Annotated in this window: 17 protein-coding genes; 6 read left to right on the top strand and 11 right to left on the bottom strand. The window is 65.7% G+C overall.

Going from position 1 to position 14910, the window contains the following annotated elements; all coding sequences use genetic code 11:
• Positions 1-58 precede the first annotated feature (58 nt).
• Complete coding sequence (locus tag SB4_RS04200) at positions 59-505, bottom strand: hypothetical protein (RefSeq protein ID WP_058751546.1); 447 nt, start codon at positions 503-505, stop codon at positions 59-61.
• A 138-nt stretch (positions 506-643) separates the two neighbouring features.
• On the opposite strand from SB4_RS04200, the gene SB4_RS04195 reads away from it, so the two are divergent.
• Positions 644-838 (top strand): hypothetical protein, encoded by a 195-nt coding sequence (locus SB4_RS04195; RefSeq protein ID WP_058751545.1) that lies wholly within the window; start codon positions 644-646, stop codon positions 836-838.
• A gap of 13 nt (positions 839-851) precedes the next feature.
• Here the strand turns inward: SB4_RS04195 and trmB are convergent, their stop codons facing one another.
• A complete protein-coding gene (gene trmB, locus SB4_RS04190; protein ID WP_058751544.1) occupies positions 852-1532 on the bottom strand; it encodes a tRNA (guanosine(46)-N7)-methyltransferase TrmB in 681 nt (226 codons plus the stop codon).
• 64 nt (positions 1533-1596) lie between these two features.
• Here trmB and SB4_RS04185 point away from each other — a divergent pair, with 64 nt between their 5' ends.
• The gene (locus SB4_RS04185) at positions 1597-2415 is read left to right on the top strand and encodes a formate/nitrite transporter family protein (protein WP_058751543.1); all 819 of its coding nucleotides are present in this window, start codon (positions 1597-1599) and stop codon (positions 2413-2415) included.
• Here SB4_RS04185 and SB4_RS04180 read toward each other — a convergent pair.
• The 3 genes from SB4_RS04180 to lnt all read right to left on the bottom strand — a co-directional run bounded on the left by SB4_RS04180 (position 2369) and on the right by lnt (position 6151).
• Positions 2369-3241 carry a hypothetical protein gene (locus SB4_RS04180; RefSeq protein WP_058751542.1) on the bottom strand — a complete coding sequence of 291 codons (873 nt, stop codon included), beginning with the start codon at positions 3239-3241 and terminating at the stop codon, positions 2369-2371. The two genes, SB4_RS04185 and SB4_RS04180, sit on opposite strands and share 47 nt — an antisense overlap.
• Positions 3242-3371: 130 nt before the next feature.
• On the bottom strand, positions 3372-4571 hold the full coding sequence (gene metK, locus SB4_RS04175; protein WP_058751541.1) for a methionine adenosyltransferase: 1200 nt from the start codon (positions 4569-4571) through the stop codon (positions 3372-3374).
• A 41-nt stretch (positions 4572-4612) separates the two neighbouring features.
• Entirely contained in the window at positions 4613-6151 is a 1539-nt protein-coding gene (gene lnt / locus SB4_RS04170) for an apolipoprotein N-acyltransferase (RefSeq protein WP_058751540.1), read from the bottom strand.
• Between the two features lie 170 nt (positions 6152-6321).
• Between lnt and SB4_RS04165 the strand changes: the two genes are divergently transcribed.
• The 3 genes from SB4_RS04165 (at position 6322) to SB4_RS04155 (ending at position 7539) form a co-directional block, all read left to right on the top strand.
• Positions 6322-6753, top strand: coding sequence for a VOC family protein (locus tag SB4_RS04165; protein ID WP_058733988.1), 432 nt, complete (start codon positions 6322-6324; stop codon positions 6751-6753).
• Entirely contained in the window at positions 6750-7052 is a 303-nt protein-coding gene (locus SB4_RS04160) for a polyhydroxyalkanoic acid system family protein (protein WP_058733987.1), read from the top strand. The genes SB4_RS04165 and SB4_RS04160 overlap by 4 nt, the downstream gene beginning before the upstream one ends.
• Before the next feature lie 91 nt (positions 7053-7143).
• On the top strand, positions 7144-7539 hold the full coding sequence (locus SB4_RS04155) for a hypothetical protein (protein WP_241488467.1): 396 nt from the start codon (positions 7144-7146) through the stop codon (positions 7537-7539).
• A gap of 71 nt (positions 7540-7610) precedes the next feature.
• On the opposite strand, the gene SB4_RS04150 is transcribed toward SB4_RS04155, so the two are convergent.
• Positions 7611-8939 carry a PQQ-dependent sugar dehydrogenase gene (locus SB4_RS04150; protein ID WP_058751539.1) on the bottom strand — a complete coding sequence of 443 codons (1329 nt, stop codon included), beginning with the start codon at positions 8937-8939 and terminating at the stop codon, positions 7611-7613.
• A gap of 127 nt (positions 8940-9066) precedes the next feature.
• Here SB4_RS04150 and SB4_RS04145 point away from each other — a divergent pair, with 127 nt between their 5' ends.
• Positions 9067-9909 (top strand): hypothetical protein, encoded by an 843-nt coding sequence (locus tag SB4_RS04145; RefSeq protein WP_153006060.1) that lies wholly within the window; start codon positions 9067-9069, stop codon positions 9907-9909.
• Between the two features lie 303 nt (positions 9910-10212).
• Here the strand turns inward: SB4_RS04145 and SB4_RS04140 are convergent, their stop codons facing one another.
• From SB4_RS04140 to SB4_RS19460, 5 genes are all read right to left on the bottom strand, one after another.
• Positions 10213-11118: a hemolysin family protein gene (locus SB4_RS04140; protein ID WP_058716008.1), complete on the bottom strand. Its 906-nt coding sequence runs from the start codon at positions 11116-11118 to the stop codon at positions 10213-10215.
• Between the two features lie 9 nt (positions 11119-11127).
• Entirely contained in the window at positions 11128-11643 is a 516-nt protein-coding gene (ybeY, locus tag SB4_RS04135; protein WP_058751537.1) for an rRNA maturation RNase YbeY, read from the bottom strand.
• Positions 11644-11746: 103 nt separating this feature from the next.
• Positions 11747-12745 (bottom strand): PhoH family protein, encoded by a 999-nt coding sequence (locus SB4_RS04130; RefSeq protein WP_058751536.1) that lies wholly within the window; start codon positions 12743-12745, stop codon positions 11747-11749.
• A 428-nt stretch (positions 12746-13173) separates the two neighbouring features.
• The gene (gene miaB, locus SB4_RS04125) at positions 13174-14496 is read right to left on the bottom strand and encodes a tRNA (N6-isopentenyl adenosine(37)-C2)-methylthiotransferase MiaB (protein ID WP_082669946.1); all 1323 of its coding nucleotides are present in this window, start codon (positions 14494-14496) and stop codon (positions 13174-13176) included.
• A gap of 84 nt (positions 14497-14580) precedes the next feature.
• Positions 14581-14760, bottom strand: coding sequence for a hypothetical protein (locus SB4_RS19460; RefSeq protein ID WP_153006059.1), 180 nt, complete (start codon positions 14758-14760; stop codon positions 14581-14583).
• Positions 14761-14910 lie beyond the last annotated feature (150 nt).

Raw genomic sequence — 14910 nt, 5'->3', positions numbered from 1 at the left:
AAGCCCCCCTCCGTCAGGGCTGGCGCCCTGCCACCTCCCCGTGCCGGGGAGGATACAGCTACTCCGCCGCCAGAATCCCCTGAATCTCGTCTTCGCTGATCCCGAAGGCAGCGGCCAGTCCGCCCAGCGACGCGCCGCGCTTGGCGAGTTCGCGAATCCGGCCCTCATCGACCAGCGTGGCATAGCCGCGCGTATCGCGCTGTTCGCGCACCACGTCCTTGCGGCCCGAGGTGCGGTGGCGCTTGGCGGCGGCGGCGTGGGGGTCCTTGGCGGCGGCCGCCATCTCGGCCTCGCGGCGGGCGGCGCGTTCGGCTTCGCGCGCGGCGATGTCGCGCTCGCGATTGGCGGCGCGCGCTTCCAGGCGGCTGGCCATCAGCGATTCGCGCTCGCTGGCCCGGGCCTCGCGCGCCTTGGCGCGGGCGGCGGCGCGGTCCTCCAGGCTGTCATTGGTGCGGATGCGCAAACCGCCCTTGGCGGGCGTCACGCCCCAGCTGTCGTCGACCAATTCCCCCTCCCATGCCTGCAAAGGCGGCCGTCTATAGCGACGGGGCCGGTCGCCACCAGAGGGATTGATCGCGTGGCCGAGGCAACAAGTGGACAATCCGCTGGTTATTGATCCAGACTAACCATCTGGGAGGATGCGATGAACCCGATGCTCGACCCCGATCTGATCGAATATATGGACGACCCGACGCTGCTGGCCGCCTTCACCATGGCGATGGGCGCAGCCGACCGCGACGATATCGCCGCGATCAGCGCCGAGATGGCCCGCCGCAATCTGGCCCCGCCGCCGCCCTTGGCGGGACTGGCCGGACGTCCGGAGTTGCGGGTCGCCTGAAATACCGGTCCGCTTATTGGCGGATATACCGGAAATACCACACCTCATGCCCCTGACGCCGCGCCTTGCGCTCGTAGCGGGTCTCGGGCCAGTCGGCGGGTCGGGTGAGGAAATCCTGGGGGCTGCGCGCCTGCCAGACGAAATCGTCGCGGCCGTTCATGATCATCATCGACCAGTGGCAATAGGTCGGATCATCGGTGCCCAGGCGGAACTCCCCACCCGACTTCAGCTTGCGTGCGATGGTGTCCAACGGACCGTGGTTCATCATCCGCCGCTTGGCGTGGCGCGCCTTGGGCCAGGGATCGGGATGGAGGAGGTATACGCGGTCCAGGCTGGCATCGGGCAACCGCTCGATCACTTCCAGCGCATCGCCCATGTGCAGGCGGACATTGGTGAGGTCACGGTCGCGGATATGGCCCAGCGCGCCGACCACACCGTTCAAGAACGGCTCGCAGCCGATAAAGCCGGTGCCGGGCGTCGCCTCGGCCTGACCCGCCAGATGCTCGCCCGCGCCAAAGCCGATCTCGACCTGAAGCGGTCGGTCGTCGCCGAACAGGCGCATGGCGTCGAGCGGCCCGTCCTCGGGCACGCTGAGGCCGGGCAGCATGTCCTCGACTAGCGCGGCCTGGCCCTGGCGCAGCTTGTGGCCCTGTCGCCGACCGTAAAGGCGGCGGATCGTCGTCGGATCGTTCATCGCCGGGCCCTTAGCGCGAGAGGGCAGGGGAGCCAAGACTGGCCTGGCTCGTTGCCTGCCGCAGATGGACGACGAACTCCCCCAATCCGATGGGCCCGAGCCCGATAGCCGCGCGCAAAAGGCCGCCGATGCCAAGGACCTCCACCGGGCGGTGCGCGAGGCGGGGGAAAGCGAACTGGACCGGCCCGCGGGGGCACTGTTCTGGTCGGCATTGGCGGCGGGCGTTGCGATCCATAGCTCGCTGATTGCGGAGGGCGCGCTGCACGCCGCCTTGCCGGACGCGAAGTGGCGCAGCCTGATCGCCGCGCTCGGCTATCCGGTCGGTTTTCTGGTCGTCATCCTCGGGCGGATGCAGCTGTTCACCGAAAGCACCATCACCGCGATGCTGCCGCTGGTGACGAAGCCGTCGCGCTGGGCGTTGCAGCGGACCGTGCGGCTATGGGTCATCGTGCTGGTCGCCAACCTGATCGGCACGGCGCTGGCGGCGGGCATGGTTGCGGGCGGGGCGCTGGGCAATGCCGAGATCCGGCACGCGATGATCGAGGTGTCGGCACGAATCCTGGAGCTGGGCGGGTGGCAGACCTTCGTGAACGCCATCCCGGCCGGATTCCTGATCGCGGTGGTCGCCTGGATCTTGCCCAATGGCCGGACCCAGGCCTTCTGGATCATCCTGGCGATCACCTATGTCATCGCGATCGCCGGGTTCAGCCATTCGATCGTCGGGGCGGATGAGACGTTCCTGCTGCTCTTCACCGGGCGGGTGGATGCGATGCGGGCGGTGTTCGGGCTGATGCTCCCGGCGATCCTCGGCAATCTGGTCGGCGGGGCCGGGCTGTTTACCCTGCTGGCGCACGGCCAGGTACAGGGGGAGACGCGGGAATAGCGCTATTTCGCCTGGGGCAGGGCGCTGATCCGGCGGCCCTGCACCAGCCAGGCGGTCTTCTCCCCGTTGCCTTGTCCTCGGTCGCGACGAACAGCGGCGAGCCCATGCTGTACGAGGTGAAGACGTGAATCTCGGTGGGCGTCGGATCGAGCAGATGGTTGACCACCATGCCGACCGGCTCGGCACCCTTGGGGAGTTTCGGCTTGGTCTGCGCCAGGCAGCTGACGTTGAACGGCCGGGCGTTGGTCACATGCCCGTCGGGAGCGATCACCACGCGGTAATTGCCGCCCATCATATAGCTCTTGGTCGTCACTTGCGCGGTCAGCAGATAGACCGCGACGGGGCCGCCGGGGCGCATCGGCACGACCACGGTGTTGAACGGCGCGGGCGTGCAGGGTTGATAGTTGCGGGCGTGCGCGGTGTCCTTGGCGATCTCACGCGCGCGGGCGAGCAGCATCTGGTCGGGGGTCAGCGGCACGGGCTGGGCCAGCAGTTCGTGACGTGTGACTTTGCCGCCCTTCACATCGGCGACGAAAAAGGCCTGGGCCGAAATCGCCGGACCCCGGAAATAGGTGGCGCGCAGCACGCCGCCGCCCAGCGGTTCGATGACATAGCCACCGGCACCGGTCAGCTGGTCCTTGGGGACCGCGTCCATCAGCGCATCGGTGCTGACCCAGGCGGCCTTGTCGAAGGCGAAGATCGTCGCACCGGTATTGCCGATGGCCTCCAGCGTGCGCGTATCGGCGGATACCGTTTCCGGGATCGGCGCCGCGGCCCCTCCCGATTGCAGGATCGCCGTCGCTGCCCAGAGCATCCATGCCGTCATCGTGATTCTCCCCTCTCCCCGGGAGCAGGGTGCCAAGCCGATGCGACGGGAGCAAGTCACCGGACATGCAAACGCCCGTGCGAAGGACTCTCCGCACGGGCGCTCAGCCGGTCAATGCTGTCGCGCAGACTTAGGCGACGGCGGCCTTGATCTGGTCAACCAAGTCGGTCTTTTCCCAAGTGAACAGTGCGCCTTCGGCTTCGCGGCCGAAGTGACCATAAGCCGCGGTCTTCGAATAGATCGGCGCGTTCAGCTTCAGATGCTCGCGAATGCCCTTGGGGGTCAGGCGAACCAGCTTGGGCAGCGCGGCCTCCAGCTTGGCTTCCTCGACCTTGCCGGTGCCGTGCAGGTCGACATAGACCGACAGCGGCTCGGCGACGCCGATCGCGTAGGACAGCTGGATGGTGCAGCGCTTGGCCAGGCCCGCCGCAACGACGTTCTTGGCGAGGTAGCGCGCGACATAGGCGGCCGAACGGTCGACCTTGGTCGGGTCCTTGCCGCTGAACGCGCCGCCGCCGTGCGGGGCCGCGCCGCCGTACGTGTCGACGATGATCTTGCGACCGGTCAGGCCGGCGTCACCGTCCGGGCCGCCGATTTCGAACAGGCCGGTCGGGTTGACGTAGATCTGCTTGTCTTCCGGCAGCCAGCCCTCGGGCAGGATGTCGGTGAGGACCGACGTCACATAGTCACGCAGCTTGGCCTGGCCCGCCTCGTTCGACAGCTCGGCCGAGTGCTGGGTCGACACGACGATCGCGGTCGCGCGGACCGGCACGCCGTTTTCATATTGCAGCGTGACCTGGCTCTTGGCGTCGGGCTCCAGGAAGGGGGCCGCGCCGGAGTGGCGGTCGGCCGCCATCTTTTCCAGGATCTTGTGGCTGTAATAGAGGGTGGCGGGCATCAGGCCGGGCGTCTCGTCGGTCGCATAACCGAACATGATGCCCTGGTCGCCCGCGCCTTCGTCCTTGTTGCCGCTTTCGTCCACGCCCATCGCGATGTGCGCCGACTGGGCATGCAGGTTGTTCGAGAAGTCGAAGGTCTGCCAGTGGAAGCCCGACTGCTCGTAACCGATCCGCTTGACGGTATCGCGCACGGTCCGCTCGATCTCTTCCAGCGCGCCCTCGGCCCACTGGTCGTTCTCGAACACGCCCTTGCAGCGGATTTCACCCGCCAGCACGACCTTGTTGGTGGTGGTCAGGGTCTCGCACGCGATGCGCGCTTCCGAATCCTTGGACAGGAACAGGTCGACGATCGAGTCGCTGATCTGGTCTGCGACCTTGTCGGGGTGACCTTCGGAAACCGATTCCGAGGTAAAGATGTACGAGTTCCGCATTCCCGTCCTCATAAGGATATAAAGATAGCTTTATATCGGTCCTAGCGGGCGCGACGCCGTATGGCAACGCCGATCGCGGCCAGCCCTGCGGCGATGGCCAGCGCCATCATGTTGCCGATCCGCGAAAAGAGCGTCGGCGGCAGGGCGGCGGGCAGGGGGGCTTGGGCCGCTCCGGCTGTCTCTTGCGGGACGGTCGTGATCAGGCGGCCATCGGCGGCGATGATCGCGGAGATGCCGGTCGGTGTGGCGCGGATGATCGGCAGCCCCTCCTCGATCGCGCGCATCCGCGCCTGCGCCAGATGCTGTGGCGGGCCCCAGCGGCCGAACCAGGCATCGTTGGAGGGGTTGAACAGCAGGCGTGGGCGATGTGCCTCGTCCACCACCTGGCCCGAAAAGATGATCTCGTAGCAGAGCTGCACGCCGACCGGCCCGAAGCCGGGCACGCGCAGATTGCGGGGGCCGGGGCCGGGGGTGAAGTCCATGTCGCCGGGGACCAGCCGTGCCAGGCCCAGCGGCTTCAGCAGCCACGGCATGGGCAGATATTCGCCGTAAGGCACCAGATGCGCCTTGTCATAGCGACCGGTGATCTGTCCGTTCGGCGCGACGGCAAAGACACTGTTGGTCGCGCTCGACACCCGGTTGCGGTCCGGCGAGAAGAGCAGCGCGGTGCCGCCGACCAGCGCGGTGTCGCGCGGGCCCAGGGCATTGGCGATCTGGCGCCGCGTCCAGAAGGGCGGGGCATAGTTGAAGCCCATATAGGCCCAGTCAGGATAACCATCCTCGATCATGTCGCGCACCACGCCTTCGGGCCAGACGACCAGGCGGGGGCGCGGACCGGGGCGGCCCGACAGCGCGATCAGCCGCTGGAGCAGCAGCGGCCCGTCACTTTCGCCGCGCTGGTCCTGGCTGACATTGGGCTGGACCACGCGGACCAGCGGCGCGTTCGGACCGGGCTCGGGCGCGCGGGTGAGTGGGGCGGACAGCGCCGCCAGACCGGTCGCAGGCACCATGACGGCGGCGAGATGCCACTCCTTGCGCAGGCACAGCCAGATCGCCCCCGCCAGCACGACGGTCAGCCCCGACAGCGCATAGGTGCCGACAAAGGCGCTCATCCGCGCCACGCCGATGACCGGCAACCACGCGACGCCGATCGGGTCCCAGGCATAGCCAGTGAACAGCCGCGCGCGCAGATATTCGGTCGCGATCCACGCGGCTCCGAAGATCAGCACATAAGGAACGTCAGCCCGCCGTCCACGAAGCCGCCAGGCGACGCCCGCCGCCGCCATCGGAAAGATGGCGAGGTACAGCGCCAGCCCCACCGCCGCGAAATAGCCCAGGACGGGGGGCATCTTGTCCTGAAAGTCGAAGGCGTGCTGGAACCAATTGTTGTTGACGGTGAAATGTCCGACCCCGAACACCCAGCCCCGCCATAGTGCGGCGCGGATGGACGGCGCATCCTGCACCAGCGCCAACAGGACGATCAGCCCGACGAGCAGCAGCGGCCAGAGATCGAGCGGCGCAAAGCCACAGGCTGCGACGGCCCCGGCGACCAGGGCGATAAGAGCGGGATAGCGGGTCACGGCGCTGGCTATGGCGCGGGCCTGTGACAGGAGCAATGCGGGATCACCCCAAAATTCCTGCTCTGTAAGGGGGGCATGCGGAGCTTGGTGGAGGGGAGCGCCCGCCACCTCCGCTTGCAGGGGAGGATGCTGGGGTGGAAAACTCCGGCCCACCATCCTAGCTTCCTTTCATGACCCTGCGCCCCTTCCACCTCGCCTTTCCGGTCCATGATCTGGCCGCCGCCCGCCAATTCTACGGTTCCGTGCTGGGATGCTCGGAGGGAAGGTCGAGCGATCACTGGATCGACTTCGACCTGTTCGGCCATCAGATCGTCGCGCATCTCGATCCCGCCGCCAAGCCGGTCGCGGTCGAGAATGCGGTCGACGGCCATCAGGTGCCGGTGCCGCATTTCGGCGTCGTGCTGACCATGGCCGACTGGGAGGCCCTGGCCGCGCGGGTGGAGGCGGCGGGCGTGCCGTTCGGCATCGCCCCCCATGTCCGGTTCAAGGGGCAGCCGGGCGAGCAGGCGACGATGTTCTTCCGCGATCCCAGCGGCAATGCGCTGGAGTTCAAGGCCTTTGCCGACGACACGATGCTCTTTGCCACGGAGATGACCGCATGAGCGCCCCCATTTCGCTCGATATCCCGCACAAGCTCGGCAAGGAGGGCGTTCGCCAGCGGCTGGACGGCGGCATCGGCAAGATCGGCCGGATGATCCCCGGTGGGGCGACCGTCGAGCATCGCTGGGACGGCGACACGATGCACTTCACCGTCGGCGCGATGGGCCAGTCGATCGGCGCTGAGGCGACGGTGTATGAGGACAAGGTGCACGCGGTGGTCAACCTGCCCGCTTTTCTGTCGCTCTTCTCCAGCCAGCTGGAGGCGGTGATCCGCTCGGAGGCGCCGAAGCTGTTGAAGTAGGGCTTGAGCTTGATCTTCAAAACCAACAGATGGAGATCGGCCACCTCTCTGGCAGATTGCCGATGATCAACCAGCACTTTATGAAATGATCATGAAGCACGGCTCACTCGTCGCGTTCCTCTCAGGCGATCTCTCGTCAGAAAAGTTTATGGAGGAAATCGCTGACGAGATCACGGCGTTCTATGCCGATCTTCGAAATACCAATCAGGGCGTCGTAAAAATTTCGAGCGGGTTGCCCTTTGTTGTAACTCGATCTGCGGCCCGCCATTTGCTGGCTGCCATCAGCACTCAGGCTTTGTCCCCTGATGCGGCCGTGTATGTAGCTGACTGCATCGTAGCCAGTGACGACATCACCTTCGCAGATGAAGCTGCTCGCGACGCGGTCTTTTTTGTCGAAGATGATTCCGGTCGTTTTGCCCATGGTCGGGACGATGTGTGGACGTCTGAAGAAATTCTACAAGCGCTGGCGTCGCTCGACCAAGAGTAGTTTCGTTCGCGTGACGCCAAAAAAGCATTTTGCGAATGTGCGTGAAGGAGGCCGCAAAACGACCCCCGACCTCACTTCGCCGCGCTGACCTTCCACACCACATTGCCCACATCGTCCGCGACCAGCAGGCTGCCGGTCTTGTCGACGATCACGCCCACGGGCCGTCCCTGCGCCTCGCCCTTGGCGTTCAGGAAGCCGCTGACCACATCGATCGGCTTGGCCTTGGGCGTCGGGAAGGGGCCTGGGCCGAACGGCACGAACACCACCTTATAGCCCGAGGGCGGCTTGCGGTTCCACGAGCCATGCTCGCCGATGAACGCACCGTTCGCGAACCGGTCACCCAGCTTCGTGCCGGTCGCGAAGGTCAGTCCCAGCGCCGCGACATGCGGCCCCAGCGCATAGTCCGGGCGCTTTACATATTGCTGGAGCGGAGGATTGTCGGGCTGAACCCGATTGTCGGGATAGCCGCCCCAATAATACCAGGGCCATCCGAAATGATCGCCGAACTCGACCTGCGTCAGATAGTCGGGCGCAAGGTCCGAGCCGAGCATGTCACGCTCGTTGACGACGGTCCATAGCTGGCTGTTGACGGGGTTGAGCGCCATGCCGGTCGGATTGCGCAGGCCCGCCGCATAGATGCGCCAGTTCTTGTCCTTCGGCCAAACCTGAAGGATGGCGGCGCGATTCTTCTCGGCGTCTAAACCGTTGTCAGCGATGTTGCTGGCCGAGCCGACCGAGACATACAGCGTCTGTCCGTCGCCCGAGGCGATGACGTTGCGCGCCCAATGATTGCCACCGCCCCGCAGCGGCACGACCTTTTCAGGCGTGGCGGTGATCTTCGTCGTGCCCTCGGCATAGGGTACGCGAACCAGCGCGTCGGTGTCGGCGATGTAGAGTTGCCCATCGAACAGCACCATGCCGAAGGGCGAATTGAGCCCGGTCAGGAACGGTGTCTTCAGGTCCGCCTTGCCGTCGCCATTGGTGTCGCGCAGCAAGGTGATCCGGTTCGCCGACGGCACCGCCGCACCCGCCCGGCCCAGGAAGAAATTCATCACCCGGTCGACGATCCCGGCGCTGGGTCGCGGCGGCGAGTTCGTCTCCGCCACCAGCACGTCGCCATTGGGCAGCTCGTAGAGCCAGCGCGGATGATCCAAGCCGGTCGCAAAGGCCTGGATCGCCAACCCTGGCGCGACGTTGGGCTTGGCCCCGTTCGCCCAGCCGACCGGCTTGGCGATGTCGACCGTCGGTATGACCTGCTCGCGCGGAGCCTGGATCGTCGGCTGCTTGCCCGCCACCTGGTCGACGCTCAGCCGCGCCGTGTCGGGCCAAGCCAGCCAGGTGACGACGGCGATGCCGATCAGGACGATGATGCCGATGACGATCAGGACATGTTTGCGCATGGGACAGGAATAGGCCCTGCGAGGGGCGGGGGGAAGGGGCGTGGGCGCAAAATTGGCTGGCGGTCCGTCACACGTATCGTCATCATTGCGTTGGCGCGATGAAAGCTTGGGAGGGCATGGCATGCGCATGAGGTTGTTTCTAAAGCTGTCCGCTTGGTCGATCTGTGTCCTGACGTTGACCAACCTATCAGCGGTAGCGCAAAATTCTCCAGCTACGGCGCCCAAGGAGCAAAACCGCGAAATCGTCGTAGAGGCAGACCGGTTACCTCCGAGAAAGGCTCCGCCGCCGCCGGGGATCACGATCCAAAGTGACAGGCAGGTCAACCGGGTGCTTGACGAAAAGGCGCAGATGTTTGTCCGCTGCGCGCCTTTCTTTCCTCCGAAGATCTTGCGCCGCGTCATCGATGGACAGCCCAACACGCCGAAAGCCATGCTGGCGATGGACAGCTTCATTCGCGCCAATATGGCTTGCTGGCCTGATATGCCAGCCGCTCCCACGCCACCGCCGCCCACGTTGGCCAGTTGCTGGCAGGCCTATACGGTCGCGGACATACCCGTGTGCCGTAGCAATTACGATCGTGGTGCCATCTTGGAGGCGGCGATCATGCGCTTTGCACCGGATGCGAAACTGACGGTGCAAGATGTCGACGACCCCGCCGTGATGGCACGATTGAAAGCCAGCGAGGAGGTTCGGCTGCAATATGCCTATTCCGATGAGCGTATCCGCGCTCATGTGGCCCAGTGTCTGGTACGGTCGGAACCCGATGAAACGACGCGTCTGGTGCACGCGCATGGCGACGCGCTGCTGCAGACCCAATATGTCTACCGCATTCTCGACCGCGCGAAACATTGCCTGGGAAATCCCGAACGTGTCGAAGTCGAGCCACTATATTTCCGATATGTGTTGATCGACGCTTTTTACCGCTGGGTCGTCGCGGCCCGTCATGTCGATACGCTGTTTACGACCTGAACAATGCCGTTGGCCGCCGGTGTCACGGGGAGCGCACCGGCGGCCTTCGAGAGCGCAAGCGTTAGGGAGATTGTCTCGCGCCCTCGATTTGGGAAGCCATACGGCCTGATGCTTGGCATAGGTCGGTGATGCCAGCCGCGCCAACGCATTGTGTCGACCAATGTGATCGATTGCATCACTGCTTGAATAGGAACGTGACACGGCGTGAAAGGACGTGATGGTCCTAGCTGTCCGTGCGCCTCGGCAGGGGCGTATAGCCGACGCCCCCACGGTGAGGGAAGGCGTCGTCCGTCCGAGCCTCGCTTACTCCACCTCCGCCGCTACCGCAGGATGCAGCCTCAGGCGATGGATACGGCGTTCATCCGCCTGGGTGACCTCGATCCGCCAGCCGCTGGGGTGGTCGATACAGGTACCAACCTCGGGCACTTGGCCCGCCAGTACGGCGGTCAGGCCGCCCAGCGTATCGACATCGTCCTCGGCTTCTTCCAGCGCCGGGTCGACCGCACGGCCGACCTCTTCCAGGCTGACGCGCGCATCGGCGTCCCAGGCCCCGCCGTCGAGCGGCACGAGCAGCGCCTGCGGCGCGTCGTCATGCTCGTCCTCGATTTCACCGACGATCTCTTCGATCAGGTCTTCGATGGTGACCAGGCCCTCGGTGCCCGAATATTCGTCGAGCACGACGGCCAGATGCACCCGCTTCTGGCGCATGTCGGCCAGCAGATCGAGCGCGCCGCGCGACATCGGCACATAGAGCGGATCGCGGATTAGCCCGGCGATGGTGGCGGGATGCTCCGCGCCGGTCGCCAGGATGTTGAACACGTCCTTGATGTGGACCATGCCGATGATCTGGTCGAGCGTCTCGCGATAGACGGGCAGGCGGCTATGTCCGGCCTCGGCAAAGATCTGGACCAGATGGTCGAAGGTCGTCCGCTCTTCGACCGCGATGATGTCGGCGCGGGGCACGCCCACGTCGCCGGCATCGCGCTCACCGAAATGCAGCAGGTTGCGGACCATCTGCCGCTCCAGCGGGGTCAGGTCGCCCTTGGCATCGGGGCCGGGATCGCCTTCGTGCCGGTCGATCGCGTCTTCCAACTGGTCGCGCAGCGACTCTTCCTGCTCGCCGCCGAAGATCAGGGACTTCAGCCCCTGCCAGATGCTGTTTTCGTTGGAGTCACCGTTGCCGGTGCTGCTACTCGGGCCGTCGGCCATCGGGGGGTGTCAGTCCTCGCGCACTAGATAAGGGTCGGCGATGCCGAGGCTGGCCAGCGCGTCGCGTTCGATCGCTTCCATCGCTTCGGCCTCGTCATCATTCATGTGATCATAGCCTAGCAGATGCAGCACGCCGTGCACCAGCAGATGAGTCGCATGGGTTTCGGGCGAAATCCCGCGCTCGGACGCTTCCGCGACACAGACGCCGTGGGCCAGCACGATGTCGCCGAGCAGCACCTCGCCGTCGTCGGAGTTCTGCGTCACCGTCTCGATCAGGTCGGGCTGGACCATGGGGAAGGACAGGACGTTGGTCGGCTTGTCCTTCTGCCGATACTGACGATTTAGGGCGTGAACCTCCTCGTCGCTGGTCAGCCGGACCGAAATCTCGATCAGCGCAGGCGTGGTCAGCAGCGGCCCATGCGGCGTGCGCTCGACTGCGGCACGCGCGGCACGGGTGGCGAGCGCTTCCCAGCTTTCCTCGTCCCCGGACCAAGGCTCTTCATGGATCAGCGCAATCTCGATCATCGGAGCCTTTCGGGGTGATGGGGGCGGACGGGGTGAAAATCGCCGCCCCCTAACAACAGTTCCATCGTTACGCCATCGAAAGCAGGTGTGGGCGAAAGCCGGATCAGGCGTTCGGCCCTTCATAGGCATCAACGATCCGCCCCACGATCGGATGGCGAACCACGTCGGCGGCGGTGAAGCGGCTCATCGCGATGCCTTCCACGCCCTCCAGGCGACGCACGGCATCGGCCAGCCCGGATGCCGCGACGCCGCCGGGCAGGTCGACCTGGTTGGGATCGCCGCAAATGACCATGCGGCTGTTCTGGCCGAAGCGGGTCAGGAACATCTTCATCTGCGCGGGGGTGGTGTTCTGCGCCTCGTCGAGGATGACGAAGGCATCGGCCAGCGTCCGGCCGCGCATGAAGGCGATGGGCGCGATCTCGATCTCGCCGCTGGCGATCCGCCGCTCCACCTGTTCGGCGGGGAGGCAGTCGTGCAGTGCGTCGTAGAGCGGACGGAGATAGGGATCGACCTTCTCTTTCATGTCGCCGGGCAGGAAGCCCAGCTTCTCGCCCGCCTCGACCGCCGGGCGCGACAGGATCAGCCGCTGGACCGAGCCGGTGATCAGCTGCGCCACCGCCTGCGCGACCGCGACATAGGTCTTGCCGGTGCCCGCCGGGCCGAGTGCGAAGATCATGTCGTTGGACACGAGCTCCTTCATATAATGCGCCTGGGCGGGGGTACGCGGCACGATCGTCTTCTTGCGCGTGCGGATCATGACCGATGGGGTCGAGCTGCGCTCGGCGCTGAGGATACCGTCAAGCGTCGGCTCGGACGCCATCGCAATCGAGGCGTCGACCAGCCCGGTATCGATCTCCTCGCCGCGCTGGATACGGGCATAGAGATCGTTCAGCACGTCGCGGGCCAGCGCGACCTGCTCGGCGGTTCCCTCCAGCCCGACACGGTTGCCGCGTGCGGTGATGTAGACGCCCAATCGATTTTCCAATGCAACCAGATTGCGGTCATATTGGCCAAACAGCTGCGCCAGCACTTGCGGCTTGTCGAAGCTGAGTTCCGCCCGGCTGCGTTCACCGGCCTGGGCGGGGAGGGGCTTGCGGCTCATGCGGTCCTTTCACCGTCTGTGGTCGCCACCAAGATGGGGGCGGCAGGACCGGAACGCCAGCGAAATTGCGTGACATGGGTATGACGGGATGAGGCTTTTTGCGCGCAGAGGCGCAGAGGCGCAGAGGCGCAGAGGGCGCGGAGAAGAAGAGCATGGCGTGGCGATCGGAAGACATTCCTCTTCCTCTGCGTCCTCTGCGCCTCTGCGCGACTAAGAAGATTTGTTCGCGCGGAGACGCGGAGGCGCGGAGAGGGTGTATCCAGCCGCAATCTTGGCCTGTCTGCCTCAGGCGGTCGGACAATGTCTCCCGGCCGCGAAGACCGGATGAACCATCGGCAGGCCAGACATCTCCGCGCCTCCGCGTGAACAAAATCGCGGAAGTGCGGGCGTAGGCTTCGACCTCGCTCAGCCTGAACGAAGTTTGGCGCTTACGCCGCCGCCTTGGCCTTCGCCTGCCCGGTCAACGAGTTCGGCCCGGCCGCGACCAGTTCCACCTCGACCAGGTCGCCGATCTGGTGGTCGCCGATCAGGTGGACCGACTGGAGCCAGGGCGACTTGCCGAGCATCTGGCCGGGCAGCTTGCCGCGTCGTTCGAGCAGGATGGTGCAGGTTCGCCCGACGCTGGCGAGGTTGAACGCGTGCTGGTCGCGGTTGAGCGCGGCCTGCAGGCGCTGGAGCCGGTCGTCCATCACCTCGGCCGCGACCTGATCCGCCATCGTCGCGGCGGGGGTGCCGGGGCGGGGCGAGTATTTGAAGCTGAACGCCTGGGCATGGCCCATCGCATCGACCAGGCTCAGCGTGTCGGCGAAATCCGCTTCGGTTTCGCCGGGGAAGCCGACGATAAAATCGCCCGACAGCGCGATGTCGGGGCGAGCGGCGCGCACCCGGTCCATCACCCGCATATAGCTGTCGCGTGTATGCTGGCGGTTCATCGCCTTCAGGATGTGGTCGCTGCCCGACTGCACCGGCAGATGGAGGAAAGGCATCAGGCTTTCGACGTCGCGATGCGCGTCGATCAGCCCCTGGGTCATGTCGTTGGGATGGCTGGTCGTGTAGCGGATGCGGTGCAGCCCGGAAATCCGGTCCAACTCGCGGATCAGGCCGTGCAGGCCGCGATCGTCGGCATCGTTCCACGCATTGACGTTCTGGCCCAGCAGCGTGATCTCGCGCGCGCCCGCATCGACCAGCGACCGCGCCTCGTCCATGATCGCCGAATAGGACCGGCTGACCTCCGCCCCGCGCGTATAGGGCACCACGCAATAGGTGCAGAATTTGTCGCAGCCTTCCTGCACGGTCAGGAAGGCCGAAGGGTTCACCTTGCGACGGCCCGGCAGATGGCCGAACTTGGATTCGACCGGCATGTCGGTGTCGAGCGCAGCCTCGCCCGCTGCGGCCTTGGCGACCAGCTCGGGCAGGTTGTGATAGGCCTGCGGCCCGACGACGACGTCCACCTTGGCGCGGCGGACGATCTCCGCCCCCTCGGCCTGGGCGACGCAGCCCGCGACTGCGATCATCGGCTTGCGGCCCTGCTCGCCCGCGTCCTTGCGCAGACGGCCGATCTCCGAATAGACCCGCTCGGTCGCGCGTTCGCGGATGTGGCAGGTGTTGAGGACGATCAGATCGGCGGCGCTGGCATCGTCGGTCGTCGACAGGCCCTGCGCGGCCATCAGCTCGGCCATGCGCTCGCCGTCATAGACGTTCATCTGACAGCCGAAGGACTTGACGTGGAAGGTCTTGGGGGATGCGGGCATCCGCGCCCCTTATCGCAAATCGCGTGCGGTCGCCAGCGTTGGGCGTATGCCCGCTATTCCTCCCCTTCCAGGGGAGGAATAGATTTAGCCCTTGGGCAGGCAGACGCGGGTTTCGTCGGCCATGTCGCTGCTCTGGCGGTACAGGTCGGTGAAGGCGGAATAGGCCGCGTCGCGGGCCGCCTGGGACATGGTCGGGCCATAGCGGGTGATCGTCACCGCTTCGGCATCGGTGACGGTGGGGCCGCTGGTCCCCTTGGTCAACACGCGGAGCAGGGTGGTGCGTGTCGGATCGTTGTGGCTGGTGTACCATGCGTTATGCGCGGCGACCGCCTTGGCGAAGGTCGCCCACTGGCCGGGCTTGATCTTAGTTGTGGCGGATGGTGGCGGGCTGGGTGCCGCCGGGGCAGGGGTTGG

The sequence above is a fragment of the Sphingomonas sanguinis genome, assembly GCF_001476905.1.
GTDB lineage: Bacteria > Pseudomonadota > Alphaproteobacteria > Sphingomonadales > Sphingomonadaceae > Sphingomonas > Sphingomonas sanguinis_B.
Note: the sequence above shows the minus strand (reverse complement) of the source record. Positions and strands in the feature narration are given on the sequence as shown.

Excerpts from the sequence above, each read along its gene's own strand:
- ybeY (WP_058751537.1), bottom strand. The coding sequence starts at position 11,643 with ATGATCGAGATTGCGCTGATCCATGAAGAGCCTTGGTCCGGGGACGAG.
- SB4_RS04130 (WP_058751536.1), bottom strand. The coding sequence starts at position 12,745 with ATGAGCCGCAAGCCCCTCCCCGCCCAGGCCGGTGAACGCAGCCGGGCG.
- SB4_RS04140 (WP_058716008.1), bottom strand. The coding sequence starts at position 11,118 with ATGGCCGACGGCCCGAGTAGCAGCACCGGCAACGGTGACTCCAACGAA.
- SB4_RS04160 (WP_058733987.1), top strand. The coding sequence starts at position 6,750 with ATGAGCGCCCCCATTTCGCTCGATATCCCGCACAAGCTCGGCAAGGAG.
- trmB (WP_058751544.1), bottom strand. The coding sequence starts at position 1,532 with ATGAACGATCCGACGACGATCCGCCGCCTTTACGGTCGGCGACAGGGC.
- SB4_RS04145 (WP_153006060.1), top strand. The coding sequence starts at position 9,067 with ATGAGGTTGTTTCTAAAGCTGTCCGCTTGGTCGATCTGTGTCCTGACG.
- SB4_RS04185 (WP_058751543.1), top strand. The coding sequence starts at position 1,597 with ATGGACGACGAACTCCCCCAATCCGATGGGCCCGAGCCCGATAGCCGC.
- SB4_RS04180 (WP_058751542.1), bottom strand. The coding sequence starts at position 3,241 with ATGACGGCATGGATGCTCTGGGCAGCGACGGCGATCCTGCAATCGGGA.
- SB4_RS04155 (WP_241488467.1), top strand. The coding sequence starts at position 7,144 with ATGAAGCACGGCTCACTCGTCGCGTTCCTCTCAGGCGATCTCTCGTCA.
- SB4_RS04195 (WP_058751545.1), top strand. The coding sequence starts at position 644 with ATGAACCCGATGCTCGACCCCGATCTGATCGAATATATGGACGACCCG.
- miaB (WP_082669946.1), bottom strand. The coding sequence starts at position 14,496 with ATGCCCGCATCCCCCAAGACCTTCCACGTCAAGTCCTTCGGCTGTCAG.
- SB4_RS04150 (WP_058751539.1), bottom strand. The coding sequence starts at position 8,939 with ATGCGCAAACATGTCCTGATCGTCATCGGCATCATCGTCCTGATCGGC.
- metK (WP_058751541.1), bottom strand. The coding sequence starts at position 4,571 with ATGCGGAACTCGTACATCTTTACCTCGGAATCGGTTTCCGAAGGTCAC.
- SB4_RS04165 (WP_058733988.1), top strand. The coding sequence starts at position 6,322 with ATGACCCTGCGCCCCTTCCACCTCGCCTTTCCGGTCCATGATCTGGCC.